We start from the raw sequence: 13,268 nt of genomic DNA on the forward strand, positions 1-13,268 counted from the left end.
AATGATGTTTGCCATATCCCGGGAGGGGTCTGCACCCTGGAGGCATGACGGAGAACGAGAGTTTCGATGTGGTGGTGGACGGTGGCGGCGCTGCCGGTTTGAGTGGTGCGGTGGTGCTGGGGCGGTCCGGTCGCCGGGTGCTGGTGCTCGACGCGGGTGAGCCTCGCAATGCTCCGGCCGAGCACGTCCACAACTATCTCGGCCGGGAAGGGGTGCCCCCGCTCGACCTGCTGGCCGACGGCCGGGCCGAGGTGGCGGCGTACGGGGTGGAGCTGGCGAGCGGCCGCGTGACGGCCGTGACCCGCACCGAGCACGGTTTCGCCGTGGCCACCAACAGCGGACGCGAGGTCACCGCCCGGCGGGTGCTGGTCACCACCGGGGTGGTGGACGAACTGCCCGATGTCCCCGGCCTCGCCGAACGCTGGGGCCGCGACGTGCTGCACTGCCCCTACTGCCACGGCTGCGAGGTGCGCGGTCGAGCGATTGCGGTACTGGCGACCAGCCCGGTCGCGGGACACCAGGGTCTGCTCTGGCGCCAGCTCACCGACGACGTCGTCCTCGTCGTCGCCGACGGGGTCGAGCTGCCGGCCGCCGACGTGGAGCGGATGGCCGCGATCGGGGTGCGGATCGAGCACGGCACTGCGCGGGAGGTCGTCACCGACGGCGACCGGCTGATCGGGGTGCGCCTCGCCGACGGCTCGCTGCTCGAGCGCGAGGCGATCGTGGTGGCCTCGCGGCCGCAGGTATGCCTCGACTTCCTGACCTCTCTCGGCCTGGAGCCGCAGCACGTCGAGTGGGGCGGGGTGCCGGTGGGGTCGGTGATTGCGGTCGACCCGGTGGGGGCGACCGCGGTGCCGGGCCTGTACGCGGCCGGCAACGCCACCGACATCGGCATGACCCTGATCGGCGCGGCCGCTCACGGCACCCGGGTGGGAGCGTTCGTCAACGCCGACCTGGCCGCCGAGGACGCCGACCGCGCGGTCGCCGAGCGCCGGGCCGAGCTGTTCGAGCAGCCCGCCTGGGAGGATCGCTACTCCGGGGAGCGGGTCTGGAGCGGACGCGTCAACCCCCAGCTCGAGGCCGAGGCCTCGTCCCTGACACCCGGTCGGGCCCTGGACGTGGGCTGTGGTGAGGGCGCCGACACGGTCTGGTTGGCCGGCCGCGGCTGGTCGGTCACGGCCCTGGACTTCGCGGTCGCCGCCCTGGAGAAGACGGCCGCGCACGCAGCCGAGGCCGGCGTCGGTGACCGTGTCACCACGGTTGCCGCCGACGTCCGCAGCTGGCAGCCCGGCCAGCAGCGATGGGATCTGGTGTCCTCGCAGTTCCTGCATCTTCCCGACGGCGGGATGGTCGAGCTGACCCGGCGCCTCGGCTCCGCGGTCGCCCACGGTGGCACCTTGCTGGTGGTCGGTCACCACCCCGACGACCTGGCGACCGGGCTGCGCCACGGTCACCACTGGTTCCTCTTCACCCCCGAGTCGCTGATTCCGGCGCTCGAGGACGGTCAGTGGGAGGTCGAGCTCTGCGAGGTCCGGTCCCGGACCACGGCACACCCGCACTCCGGGGAGCAGGTCACCGTCCGCGACTCGGTGCTGCGGGCGCGACGACGCGGCTGAGCCGGAACGGTCGTGACGAGACAGGCCATCGACCGTGCGGTCGACACCCGCGCCGGCGCACCGACGGCCGCCGTTGCCGAGCCCGTGGCACCGCGCGACGGTGCCGCTCGTGTCGCGGCGGACCTCGCCCACTTCGACGAGGTGACCCCACCGCCGGTACCTCCGGCCGGCGGTGCGACCCGCACAGCAGACCATCGCGCAACTGCTGGCGTTCCTCGACAGCGCCGACCTCGCTCCGGTCGTCAAGGCGGCCGCCCAACTCGAGATCACCCACCCGGAGTGGACCTTCGCGGTCTTGGCCGATCAGACCGGGGCCAAGGCGACGAGCACAGCCTCGCACCGGTACAAGAAGGCCAGGACATCGCTCTCGCCGCCGGATTCAGCATCCCGCCGCTGCCCGACCTGGGCGAAACCCTCGCCGGCAAGGGCGTCGTCGATGTGGACGCGATACCGTTCCGGGCGTGCGCGGAGCTGGTGGTGCGCTGACGGCCGGCACAAGAATCCCTATGCCGCCTCGGTGTCCGTCCACGACGAGGACGACTACCGGCGGATGCGGCTACTGGTGACCGACGACGGCAAGGCCGGCGCCGCCCTGCACGGCGACGAGATCGTCTCGGTGTCCGCGCACCGGGACTGCGCCCACCCGCGCGCGGCACGCGCGATGGTCCGGTACGCCACCGCGCTCGATGGCCGCCGTCTGGACTGTGTCGACACCGTGCTGCCGGACCTGTATGCCGACGCCGGGTTCGTGCCCGCCGCGCGAGTGCGGTGGAACGACGACTACGCCCCTGCCGGCTGGGACTACGACAACTTCCGCGCCTTCAACCAGGGCCGCCGGGACGTGGTGTTCCTGGCCGACGACCCCGACCGGGTCGGCGGCAGGTATCCCCGGGGGCTATGAGCTTGCGTCTGCCGTGACGTACCCGCCCGTACCATCCCCCCGTGCACTCGATAGCCGTCCTTCACGCAGGCCAGGTGCGATCGCAGTGACGGGTTCGGGGGGCCGCAATCGGCGACAAGCGAGACCGGACACGGACATGCCGGAGGTGGTTCCTAAGCTGGAGTTGCCCGGTTTCCGTCGACGGGCGGAAGGACGTCCGCAGGGTGAGTGGAGTGGGTGTGGAGCCGAGGGTGAGCGAACCTGAACTCAGGGATCGCGTGCAACGCCTGCTCGCCTTTCTGGCCGAGCTCGTCAAAGCACGGAGCGCACCTGTCCGCACCCTCGACAAACACCGTGCCGTGCTGTCGCTCGACGAGAAAAACCTCGACGTCGGCCTGAGCGCCGATGCCGCGGCAGGAGACGTCGTCCTCCGCGCACGGCGCGTTGTCCTCGAAGATCCACCGCGTCCCCCCGCGCTGGTCGCGAAGTATGTGCAGGGGGCAATCGACAACTCCGCCGCCGAACCCACACTCGACCCACAGGCCCCCGACGCCGTCGACGGCGTCGAGATCTGGTTGGCGCAATGGCGGGCGTGGGCGGCTGTGGATCGGGAACGACGGCCCGCGTCGCAGCTGTACACGTTCCTGCAGCACGCGATGCTGGACCTCGACGCCCAACCGGAATCGCTCGAGCTCGTCGTCGCATCGGGGTTGCTGCACCTCTCCGACGATGTCGCAGGCGCGCGGGTGCACACACACTTGATCACCCAGTCCGCCCTCATCGAGCGGCACGAGGAATCCGGCGACCTGCTGGTCCGGCTGAATCCCGACGCCGTCCCGTCGCTCGAAGACACCCAGCTCCTCACCGGATTGGAAGTGTTCGATCCATCGAGTACCCGCGACCTGCACCAATCCCTCGCGACTCAGGTCGCGTCGCCCCTCGACCCCGCGGCTCGGGTGTTTCTCAAGGACTGGACCGACCGGGCACTTACAGTGCGCGTGGACGTCGTCGACCAGGCGGAGGAGGCATCGTCGCCCGAGGCGTTCGTGAGACCGTCGCCGGCTCTGGTGCTCCGCAAGCGCGGCGCCTATGCGCTCATCGAGTACTACAACCGCATGAGCGAGGCCGTCGCCGACGAGTCGAACCAGGTGCCGCTGGGTCTGGCGCAACTCGTCGAAGCGATCGAACCGGCCGACCGTGTCGCATGGCTCGACCGCATCGGCACACCGTCCGCGCTGTTCGCCGATGATCCGTTGTTCCCGTTGCCCGCGAACGATGAGCAGCGCGACATCCTCGATCGCCTCACCGGCGACAGCGGCGTCGTGGTCGAGGGCCCACCCGGTACTGGTAAGACACACACCATCGCCAACCTGGTGTCCGCGCTGCTCGCGGGTGGCCAGCGCGTGCTGGTCACCAGTGAGAAGGCTCAGGCGCTGCGTGTACTGCGCGACAAACTTCCGCTCGAACTGCAAGAACTGTGTGTGGCGGTGACCGACCCGGCGCGGGGAGGGTCTGCGGAGCTCAACCGCAGTGTCAGCGAGATCGCTACCCGCAAGGCGCAATTCAACGGGCGGCGCGCAGCGCAGCGCATCGACGAACTCACCACGCAACGCAACGACGTGCTCAACCGTCGGGCGATCCTGACGGAACAGATCCGGCAGACGCGCGCGCAGGAGACGGTCGTTCACACCGCGGTCGCCGCCGGTTACGAGGGGACGGTCGCGTCGATCGTCCGGAGGGTCCGCGCACAGGAATCCGGACAGGGGTGGCTGCCCGCACCGCTGTTCACCGACGCCCCACCTCTGAGCGTCGACGAATTCATCACCCTCCATGCGCTTCATCAGCGGTCGAGCGTCGAGCGGGCGCGTCGCCGGCACCAAGCGTTCCCCGACTTGTCCCTGCCCACCCAGACAGAGGTGCAGGACGCGTGCGCCGCGGTCGCACAGGCATCGCAGGACGTGACCGGCGAAATGCCGGAGTTGCTGCGGGTACTCGAGGGCGCCTCCCCCGACATACTGGCCCGTATCCGCGATCTCTGCGAACAACTGCAGGGCGCTCTGCACGATGCAGAACGGCTCGACCTGGGATTTCAACGCGTGGCCGACGATGTCCTGTCGGGGAGGGCGCAGCACCTGTGGGGAAAGACCGCCGAGTTCGCAGGTCTCGTGCAGGCCGCGCAGGAGGCCGATCGCGTCGTCGGTGCCAGCACGGTGGCAACGCCGGTGACCGGGCGGCCCGCGTTCGAGGCGTATGACGCGCTGGCTCGCAAGCTGGAGGCGGGGGACACATGGCGCAGTGGCCTCTCCCGGTTCCGGAGGAGTGACGAGCAGTCGGCGGTCGAGGCGCTCGGCGAGCCTGCGACCGTCGACGGGGTCGCGGCCACGACCGCCCACTCGGTGCGTATCGTCGCCGAGCACCTCCGTGCGCTCGACGCGGTGCGGGTCGTGGGGATCGTCCTGCGCGATCTCGGTATCGACATCGCACTCGACGAGTCACGCAGCCGTGCCATCGGCACCCTGGCACTGATCAACCGGGACCGTGGCATCGTGGACAACCTTGTCACACGGGTACGGGATGTCGAATCGGCGTTACGAGACATCCACCCTGGTGCGCCGCGGCTTGTGAGTGTCGAACAGGCGCGGTCGGTTGCGGAGTCGGCGCGGGCAATCGCCGCGGTCGGCACTGCGCAAGCCAGCAAGGCCTGGCTCGAATCCGTCGGCCTGTATGTGCGGGGCCAGATCGCCGGGGGAGCGTCGCCCGAAGGGCGCGCCCTGGCACGGGCCTTCCACGATGCGGACTTCGACGGTATCAATGCAGCTTTGGATGCATGGGATCGTGCGGCCGGTGAACAGCGGGAGGAGCTCGAACTCTTGTCGCTGCACGCGCGTTTGACCGACGCCGCACCGGCGCTCGCGCAGGCCATCGCCGAAGATCCGTCGTGGCCGCAGTGGCCGGTTCGTCTGGCAAACATCGAGAGCGCGTGGGCGTGGCGTCGCGCAGAGCAGTGGGTGCGGAACGTCAACGAGGGGCGTGAGGACGGGCAGTTCGAACGTGACCTCGACGCGGTCGAGAAAGACATCTCGCGGTTGACCACGCAGCTCGTCGCGGAGAAGGCGTGGAGCGCGTGTCTCGACCGCACGACCGCCGAGCAGGTCCAAGCCCTGCACTCGTACCGCGACCATGTCGCGAGTATCGGAAAGGGTACCGGGAGATATGCAGAGCGTTATCGGGCTGCAGCGCGTGAGGCCATGCAGGTCGCGCAGGGTGCGGTGCCGGCGTGGGTGATGCCGTTGCAGCAGGTGCTGTCTTCGGTTCCGCCTGTACAGAACCTGTTCGATGTCGTCATTGTCGATGAAGCAAGCCAGGTCGACATCAGTAGTTTGTTCCTGCTGTGGTTGGCGCCGCGTGTGATCGTGGTCGGGGACGATAAGCAATGCGCGCCGAGTGCGGTGTCGTTGGGTGCGCTCGACGGAGTGTTCCGTCGTCTCGATTCATCCCTGCCCGACATCCCGAAGTACTTGCGCGATAGTTTCACTCCCCGCTCGAGCATGTTCTCGTTGTTGCGGTCGCGGTTCGGGAGCATCGTCCGGTTGCGTGAGCATTTCCGATCGATGCCGGAGATCATCGCCTGGTCGAGCGAACAGTTCTATGCAGACGACCCCCTGGTTCCGTTGCGGCAGTATGGGTCCGACCGCCTTCCGCCTCTGCGCACCACCTACGTCGACGGTGGTGTCGTCACCGGACAGAACTCGACGTTGACGAACCGTGTCGAGGCCGGTGCCCTCGTCGACACTGTGGTGCAGTGTGTCGAAGACCCCGCCTACGACGGGAAAACCTTCGGCGTGGTGGTTTTGCAGGGGCAGTCGCAGGTCGACGTCATCCAGAACGAACTGCTCGACCGGCTCACCCCGCACCAATGGGACGAACGCAGACTCCGTGTCGGCACGCCTCCGGATTTCCAAGGGGACGAGCGGCACGTGGTGTTTCTGTCCATGGTGGTCGCGCCCGACCAGAACATCGCGGCGATGACGAGGACCGAATATCAACGACGGTTCAACGTCGCCGCATCGAGGGCACAGGACCAGTTGTGGTTGTTCCATTCGCGGACCGTCGACACGTTGCGGCCGACGGACCTGCGGCATTCGCTGCTCACCTACATGCAGTCGACGTCGCCGATGCCTGCGGCGCCGATGCCGGCGGGTGTGACGGGTGAGGAGCGGCACGAGGCATTCGACAGTCTCTTCCAGCAGGAGGTGTTCCTCGACATCGCTGCCCGCGGATATCACGTGAACCCCCGGGTGGAGGTGAACGGTCACGTCATCGATCTGGTGGTGACCGGTGCGGCAGGCAAGCTGGCTGTGGCGTGCGACGGCGAGCAGTGGCACACCACTCCCGACCGGCAGCGCGCCGACCTCGAGCGTGAACGTGAACTGCGCCGGAGCGGGTGGAGGTTCTGGAGGGTCCGCGAATCCGAGTACTACCTCGACCCGGACGCGTCGATGTCGGGGCTGTGGGGCAAGCTCGAGCGGCGCGGCATTACCTCCGAGGGTGCGGATGTCGTTGCTGTGTCCGACGTCGAGCGTTCCGGATTCACCGAGTCGTCGGTGGCCACGCCGGTGTCGTCATCGCTGGCTGACACCATTGTGGAGGCACTCGGGCGTGAGGAATATCCGGTCGTCGAGCTTGCCGATCGGCTCGAGATGGACTGGACGGTCGTTCTCGCGGTGCTGGAAGAGCTCGTCGTCGCGGGGCGGGTCGACGCGTTCGTTGCGCCAGGGCAACGGACGAACTATCGGGTTGCGGGTGTAGTCGATCGCACTGCCGACGATGTTGCCGGCTTCTGACCGAATCGGATGATCGGACGATTCGTAGGTCGGGTTTCGAGACGTTGGTGCCGCTGACCTCGCGTGGATCGTCGCAATGCCGGAGTTCGACCTCGTGGAGCAGGAGTGGTGACGACCAGTTCGTCGCCCGGCGCTATGTCTTCGTGTCTCGTACTCGAGGCAGGCGGGTGTGGACCTACGGTCGCGCCGGTTCCTGAGCTCAGGACGCGGACGGTCCACCACTGTTTTCTGCTGGCCAAGCTCGACGCCGAACCGGACCGGCGGTCGGTCGGGGACGTCTTCGGCGTCCAGCCCGTCCCGGGATCCGGTCCCGACGACGCGTCAGCAGGCCGAAGCCGAGATCAAGGCCCTGGCCGGCGCCCGGCCCGGGAATGGGTCACCTGGAAGGTCTACGACCGCAGCCGCCGCCAGCTGGCCAGCGTCGTCGCCCGGGACTTGCGCACCGGCAGGATCGCCGCGGTGCGCAGATCCAGGCTGCACATCGACTCCCGCGTCACCCCGACCGTGGACGGCCGCTTCGTCGTGGAGATCGCCCGCACCGCCGAGAACGCTTCCTGAACAGGGAAAATGCACGTCCCATCGCCGTTCGGTGCCAGACCGTCCCCTCCGGGCCGCAGGACAACGGCGCGGGACGTCGGGTTCGGCACCCGGTGCGGGGGTACGGCACACTTTCGGGCATGACTTCTGTGGCGAGCCCGGTGTGGAACAGCAGTGCGCCGATGATCATGTGGACCTTCGCCGAGGGGCTCGACTTCGCCGGCACGAGGGTCCACCCGATCACCACCCACACCGTGAGCGGGCTCGGGAGCGTCCCGGACGATTACGAATATGCTTGTCGCGGAGCAACTCTCGGTGAGGGTCTGGCCGTTCGGGGCGAGGAGGTCCGCGATGCCGGCGCCGCAGTCGACTCCTGGCTGCAGCGCACCGGCCTGCTCTGACTGCCTGTCGCACCCGCGGCTGTCACATCACCGCTCGCAGGGCGAGCCGGATCGAAGGAAACGGAAGATGCGGATCGCCCCGCGTACCCCCACCACGAAGAACCCGCCCGAACAGTTCCACGGCGACGTGTGGCTGGACCCGATTGCCTTCCCCCGCGAGGACGGTCAGCGGATGATCGTCGCGAAAGTCCGGTTCGCGCCCGGCGCCCGCACCGCCTGGCACTCGCACGCCCGCGGCCAGACGCTGCACGTTACACAGGGCGTGGCGTGGGTGCAGTCCCGTGGCGGGGAAAAGATCGAGGCGTACCCCGGCCGGACGATCTACTGCCCGCCCGGCGAGGAACATTGGCACGGTGCGGCCGCCGACTCGTTCATGGAGCATCTGGCGATGCTCGACAACGCCGACGACCCGGCGACGACCACGACGTGGCTCGAGCACGTCACCGACGAGGAGTACAACGGCTGATGAAGGCGGGGAACGACGTCGAGGCGGCGGTGCGCGCCGACTACGAACAGCAGCGCGACGCGATGGTCACCGGCGACGCGGTCGCGCTCCGCGAACTGCTCGATGAAGATTTCACGCTCACACACATGACCGGGTACGAGCAGTCGAAGGCCGAATGGTTGGCCGACGTCGCCTCCGGCCGGACGCGGACGGAGGCCACCATCCGGGGCGGGCACGGCACCTGGCCGCTGCAGCTCGAGATCCACTACACCGCCCGCGACGGCCGGTGGGTGGCGGCGTACACCCTCGCGTCCACCTGGGTGGGTCAGCCGCGGCGTAGGGCGCGGCCATCGGGCAGGGTTCGGCCGCTCAGAAGCGCCACCAGGCGTCCGCTGTCGGTCCGCACGACCTTGCCGCTTCCCCAGCTCCAGTCGATGTCGGCAGCCTCGAGCCGGACGTCGGTCAGGTCGACCCCGAACAGTGCGCCGTTCGCGGCGGTGAGCTGGTCGAGGACGGCTACCACGGCCTCGACCGGCGCAACCGTCGGCCGGTCGAGCGCGACCGTGACGTCGAGGGAGTGGATCACTGCATGGCTGAGCGCCCCGGCCGCCCCGCCACCCGGCGGCTGCCACTCGTGCAGCAGCGGCGACCGGAGGTGGGCCAGGTGGTCGGCGACCGGCAGGGAGGCGTCGCGGGCGGCTACGGTGTTGGACAGCAGGGTGAAGTCGCCGCCTGCCGCCGCCATCTCGGCTCCGAACTGCTCGGGTGTGAGCCGCGCCGGCATCGTTACGTGCGCGACCACGTGGCGGACCTGCCACGTCGCGCAGAGCGACGGGGTGTCCCAGGTCTCGGTGGGCGCGGAGTCGAGCAGGTCGGCGAGGCCGTCGTACGTTGGCGGTACCCCGGACTGCAGGTTGTTCACGGTCGGTCCCCTTTCATTCAGTTGAGCAAGGTGCCCCGCCGCCGAGCCGGACGTCCTTGCATCGCGCCGCCTGCAGAGGTTGAGACTCCACGGGCCGGTCAAACTCATCGGAGACGATCATGCGCTGCAGTACCCACAGGCGGGGAATATCAGAGACCGCAGGGTGCCTCACGATCCTCTGGATGGGTGAGGTGACGACGTCGCCGGATCGCTGTTCTCGACCGCTCAGGGAGAGCACTGCCTCCGCCAACGCCTGCAGGGATTCGGTAGCCAAAGTGGTGTCCCGGTCGGCGGTCAGCCGGCGCACAACTGCTCGCGCACGATTCTCTCGTAGTGCTCGGCCGTCAGGCATGCCTGACGACGCAATCGGAAAGGGGGCCAGAGCCGACTCCGGCCTGCCGTCGACAGGCCGGATCTACCATCCGGAAAACGGCATCGATCTGGTGACCGGACTACGTAGCGACACGCCGTCCTGCCGACACCGGACTCGTTGCACGGCCGCGTAGGTATCTCTCAAACACGGAGGTGAGGGACGTTGTCCGACGAGACGCAGCGGGATATCGGGTCGATCAGACTGCCGCAATGGGGCCGTGTCGAGCGAGGCGGTGGCATTGTGGGCTCTTCACAGTTGAGGGTGTAATCGCTGGCTGGATGTTGGCTGGCGCGTCGGTCCCGGGGCAGCGATGCGCAAACGCAGCCGGAGGCCCGATCTTGTGTCACCGTTCGCAGTGGACTTCTTCGAGTACCCGCTCAGATCGGTCAACGGCGCACCCGATAGCGCAGGTGAAGCACCCGGTTGCCCTGAATCACCACGTCGGGATCCTCCAACAGGTGCTGTGCGTGGACCGACCCGAAGTAGCGCTTGCCGGACCCGAACACGACGGGTACGACGTCCATGCGCACCTCGTCGACCAGGCCCGCGGCAAGCACCTGGCCACCGACGTCGCCACCGGCGACCTCGACGATGCGGTCACCCGCGAGCTCCTGCGCCTTGGCCACGGCTGCCTCGACGCCGTCGACGAAGTGAAATGGCGCCTCGGGGGCACAGCCCTCGGGCTTCGGCCGGTGCGTCACGACGACCACGTGGTCGACCCCGCCCGGAGGCGTCCCCTCCCAGCCGTCCGTCATGTCGAAGACGTGGCGGCCGACGATTGTCGCCCCGATCTGGTCCCAGTACGGCCGGGTGTAGTCGTAGGACGTCTGCGACACCTTCACCTCGCCGCTCTCGTCCAACGGGACGTCACCGCTGGACAACCAGTCGAACAGCGGTCCGGGCTGGTCGTTCTCGTCCGCGACGAAGCCGTCCACCGACACCGAGCTGTACATGACCACCTTGCCCACGGGGCTCTCCTTAGACCTCGACGTGCCTGACGCTACCCCTGGGGCGGGCTTTGCCTGCCCTGATCTGACCGTGTTCTGCCGACTCGACGAGCTTGGTCTCGAAGTGACCAGGCCGCGGTTCGAGCCGGACCGTGCTGTCTTGGCCTGTCGCGTCGTCGAACCCGACGGGTCGGATGAGAGGTGGTGTCGCCGCTGCGGATGCGAGGGATCGTCGCGCGACACCGTAACCCGGCGTCTGGCGCACGAGCCGCTGGGTTGGCGGCCGACCACGCTGGTGGTCACGATCCGTCGCTATCGGTGCTCCGGCTGCGAGCATGTGGCGCCAGGACACCAGCCTGGCTGCTGAGCCGCGGGCGAAGCTCTCGCGAGGTGGTCTGCGGTGGGCACTCGAAGGCGTCGTGCGCCAGCACCTGACCGTCGCGCGTGTCGCTGAAGGACTCGTGGGCGCCTGGAACACCGCCAACGACGCCGTCCTGGCCGAGGGCAAGCGGGTCCTGATAGACGATCCGCACCGGCTCGACGGCGTCCAGGTTCTCGGCGTCGATGGATCCCCGCAGCGGTCGCGGTGATGGATCCCTTCCACGGGGGCCGCGTAGCCGGTGACGCGCTCGACAAGTGCCGGCGCCGGGTCCAACTCGCGATCCACGGCCACTGCGGTCACAAGGACGACCCGCTCCACTCCGCCAGGAGGACCCTGCACACCGGCGCCGACCTACTCACCGGATTATCGCCGCCTACCGTCACCCGGATCGAACGAAGGGGCGCGAGCCGATGCAGAACCTGATCGGTCGGTCAGCGCCGGCGTTCCCGCTGCGCTGAGCGAGGTGATCACGCTGGGCCGAACGCTGAAGAAGCGCGCCGTCGACGTGCTGGCCTACTTCGACCGACCCGGCACCAGCAACGGCCCAACCGAGGCGATCAACGGACGACTCGAACACCTCCGCGGCTCCGCCCTCGGATTCGGCAACCTCACCACCTACATCGCCGGCCCGCTACTCGAGACCGGCGGCTTCAGGCCGCTGCTACACCCTGGATGATGAAGAGCCGCATCGTGCCCTGGCTCGTTTACGACGATGTGGGCGAGGTGGTCGAGCCAGTTCGGCGGTATCTGGCTGATTGTGTTGCCCCATCGAATCTATTTTCGCGCCAGTGCGTTTGAGGAGCAAGGTCACCAAGGGGCCGGGCTCGCGGACGGCCGGGCTCGCGCTGGCGTTCACGGTGATCGAGGCCGCTGAGGCACGCTGGCGCGCCGTGAACGCGCCGCACCTGGTCGCCCTCGTTCGGGCCGGAGCCGTGTTCGAGAAGGGAAGACTCATAGAACGACCGGTTGATGCGTCAACTACGAAGGAGGTCGCCCGACGCTCGCCCATCCACAACGATTTGACAATAACTCGTGTGGTGTCGCGATGAGTTCTGCCCTCCGGTGCAGTCTGAACTGCATGGGCAAACTCATCTATGGCTTCAACGTGTCGGTGGACGGGTACATCGCCGATGCACAAGGCAACATCGACTGGACCGATCCGAGCGAAGAACTGCACCAGTACTGGAACGACTTCGAGCGGGAGACCGCCCTGTCGTTCTACGGGCGGCGGCTCTACGAACTGATGTCCGCGTACTGGCCGACTGCCGACAAGGCCCCGGACGCCACCCCTCTGATCGTCGACTTCGCCCGCATCTGGCGCGACATGCCCAAGGTCGTGTTCTCGCACACCCTGGAGTCCGTCGACTGGAACTCCCGCCTGGAACGCGGCGACCCGGTCGAGGTGGTGACGAAGCTGAAAGCCGAAACCGACGGCAGGCTGGAGGTGGCCGGCGCGACGCTGGCAGCACCGATCGTGCAGGCCGGACTGGTGGACGAATACCGGATCGTGGTCGCGCCCATCGCCGTGGGCGGCGGCACCCCGTTCTTCCCGACCCTGCCGTCATGGATCTCGCTGCGACTGTTGGAGAACCGCACCTTCCCGGGTGGCACGGTCCTCCTGCGCTACGAGGCGAAACACGACTGATCGGACATACACAGCCAGGCGAGCTGCGGATGCACTACGAGATACACGACTCGAACGGCACGCAAGTACTGCTGCTGCACGGCAGCCTGTTCGACATCCACCAGCAGTTCGACGAACTGCTGCCCGGGAAACTCACAGAACGACCGATCGACCCACCAACCACCCTGGAGGTCGCCTGAAACTCGCCCATCCACAGGTCTTGACAATATCTCGATCCTAGGAGCGCGCACTGTCGGACTCGGAAAGACCGGAGCGGATTGCGCAAGGCCTACTACG

At 68.0% G+C, this 13,268-nt stretch carries 11 protein-coding genes and 3 pseudogenes; 11 read left to right on the top strand and 3 right to left on the bottom strand.

Features of this window, described 5'->3' with window-relative positions; all coding sequences use genetic code 11:
* Positions 1 to 44 precede the first annotated feature (44 nt).
* The 4 genes from A4U64_RS03325 to A4U64_RS03335 all read left to right on the top strand — a co-directional run bounded on the left by A4U64_RS03325 (position 45) and on the right by A4U64_RS03335 (position 7,340).
* Complete coding sequence (locus A4U64_RS03325; RefSeq protein WP_065922170.1) at positions 45 to 1,616, top strand: bifunctional NAD(P)/FAD-dependent oxidoreductase/class I SAM-dependent methyltransferase; 1,572 nt, start codon at positions 45 to 47, stop codon at positions 1,614 to 1,616.
* A 279-nt stretch (positions 1,617 to 1,895) separates the two neighbouring features.
* The gene (locus tag A4U64_RS28445) at positions 1,896 to 2,102 is read left to right on the top strand and encodes a hypothetical protein (protein ID WP_029545710.1); all 207 of its coding nucleotides are present in this window, start codon (positions 1,896 to 1,898) and stop codon (positions 2,100 to 2,102) included.
* Positions 2,103 to 2,133: 31 nt separating this feature from the next.
* Complete coding sequence (locus A4U64_RS03330; protein WP_232334157.1) at positions 2,134 to 2,517, top strand: hypothetical protein; 384 nt, start codon at positions 2,134 to 2,136, stop codon at positions 2,515 to 2,517.
* Positions 2,518 to 2,774: 257 nt separating this feature from the next.
* On the top strand, positions 2,775 to 7,340 hold the full coding sequence (locus tag A4U64_RS03335; RefSeq protein ID WP_065922171.1) for an AAA domain-containing protein: 4,566 nt from the start codon (positions 2,775 to 2,777) through the stop codon (positions 7,338 to 7,340).
* Positions 7,341 to 7,729: 389 nt separating this feature from the next.
* On the opposite strand, the gene A4U64_RS28145 is transcribed toward A4U64_RS03335, so the two are convergent.
* Positions 7,730 to 7,879: a hypothetical protein gene (locus tag A4U64_RS28145; protein WP_157127561.1), complete on the bottom strand. Its 150-nt coding sequence runs from the start codon at positions 7,877 to 7,879 to the stop codon at positions 7,730 to 7,732.
* 138 nt (positions 7,880 to 8,017) lie between these two features.
* Here A4U64_RS28145 and A4U64_RS03340 point away from each other — a divergent pair, with 138 nt between their 5' ends.
* From A4U64_RS03340 to A4U64_RS29195, 3 genes and pseudogenes are all read left to right on the top strand, one after another.
* On the top strand, positions 8,018 to 8,278 hold the full coding sequence (locus tag A4U64_RS03340) for a flavodoxin (RefSeq protein ID WP_084648708.1): 261 nt from the start codon (positions 8,018 to 8,020) through the stop codon (positions 8,276 to 8,278).
* 67 nt (positions 8,279 to 8,345) lie between these two features.
* Entirely contained in the window at positions 8,346 to 8,744 is a 399-nt protein-coding gene (locus A4U64_RS03345; protein ID WP_043798416.1) for a (R)-mandelonitrile lyase, read from the top strand.
* Positions 8,745 to 8,806: 62 nt separating this feature from the next.
* Positions 8,807 to 8,875, top strand: a pseudogene (locus A4U64_RS29195) (hypothetical protein); the annotation flags it as partial.
* Positions 8,876 to 9,048: 173 nt separating this feature from the next.
* On the opposite strand, the gene A4U64_RS03350 reads toward A4U64_RS29195, so the two are convergent.
* Together A4U64_RS03350 and A4U64_RS03360 are read right to left on the bottom strand one after the other, a co-directional pair.
* Positions 9,049 to 9,645 (bottom strand): maleylpyruvate isomerase family mycothiol-dependent enzyme, encoded by a 597-nt coding sequence (locus tag A4U64_RS03350; RefSeq protein WP_043798414.1) that lies wholly within the window; start codon positions 9,643 to 9,645, stop codon positions 9,049 to 9,051.
* Positions 9,646 to 10,404: 759 nt separating this feature from the next.
* On the bottom strand, positions 10,405 to 10,986 hold the full coding sequence (locus tag A4U64_RS03360; protein ID WP_065922174.1) for a dihydrofolate reductase family protein: 582 nt from the start codon (positions 10,984 to 10,986) through the stop codon (positions 10,405 to 10,407).
* A 22-nt stretch (positions 10,987 to 11,008) separates the two neighbouring features.
* On the opposite strand from A4U64_RS03360, the pseudogene A4U64_RS03365 reads away from it, so the two are divergent.
* The 4 genes and pseudogenes from A4U64_RS03365 (at position 11,009) to A4U64_RS28155 (ending at position 13,171) form a co-directional block, all read left to right on the top strand.
* Positions 11,009 to 12,023: pseudogene (locus A4U64_RS03365) on the top strand (transposase).
* Between the two features lie 88 nt (positions 12,024 to 12,111).
* Positions 12,112 to 12,396 (top strand): annotated as a pseudogene (locus A4U64_RS27595) (hypothetical protein); the annotation flags it as partial.
* A gap of 29 nt (positions 12,397 to 12,425) precedes the next feature.
* Positions 12,426 to 12,992: a dihydrofolate reductase family protein gene (locus A4U64_RS03370; protein WP_006930815.1), complete on the top strand. Its 567-nt coding sequence runs from the start codon at positions 12,426 to 12,428 to the stop codon at positions 12,990 to 12,992.
* A gap of 29 nt (positions 12,993 to 13,021) precedes the next feature.
* Complete coding sequence (locus A4U64_RS28155) at positions 13,022 to 13,171, top strand: hypothetical protein (RefSeq protein WP_157127562.1); 150 nt, start codon at positions 13,022 to 13,024, stop codon at positions 13,169 to 13,171.
* The last annotated feature ends 97 nt before the right edge of the window (positions 13,172 to 13,268 follow it).

Source organism: Rhodococcus sp. WB1, assembly GCF_001700945.1.
In the GTDB taxonomy this organism is placed as follows: Bacteria; Actinomycetota; Actinomycetes; order Mycobacteriales; family Mycobacteriaceae; genus Rhodococcus; species Rhodococcus aetherivorans.

Excerpts from the sequence above, each read along its gene's own strand:
- A4U64_RS03325 (WP_065922170.1), top strand. The coding sequence starts at position 45 with ATGACGGAGAACGAGAGTTTCGATGTGGTGGTGGACGGTGGCGGCGCT.
- A4U64_RS03340 (WP_084648708.1), top strand. The coding sequence starts at position 8,018 with ATGACTTCTGTGGCGAGCCCGGTGTGGAACAGCAGTGCGCCGATGATC.
- A4U64_RS03345 (WP_043798416.1), top strand. The coding sequence starts at position 8,346 with ATGCGGATCGCCCCGCGTACCCCCACCACGAAGAACCCGCCCGAACAG.
- A4U64_RS03370 (WP_006930815.1), top strand. The coding sequence starts at position 12,426 with ATGGGCAAACTCATCTATGGCTTCAACGTGTCGGTGGACGGGTACATC.
- A4U64_RS28155 (WP_157127562.1), top strand. The coding sequence starts at position 13,022 with ATGCACTACGAGATACACGACTCGAACGGCACGCAAGTACTGCTGCTG.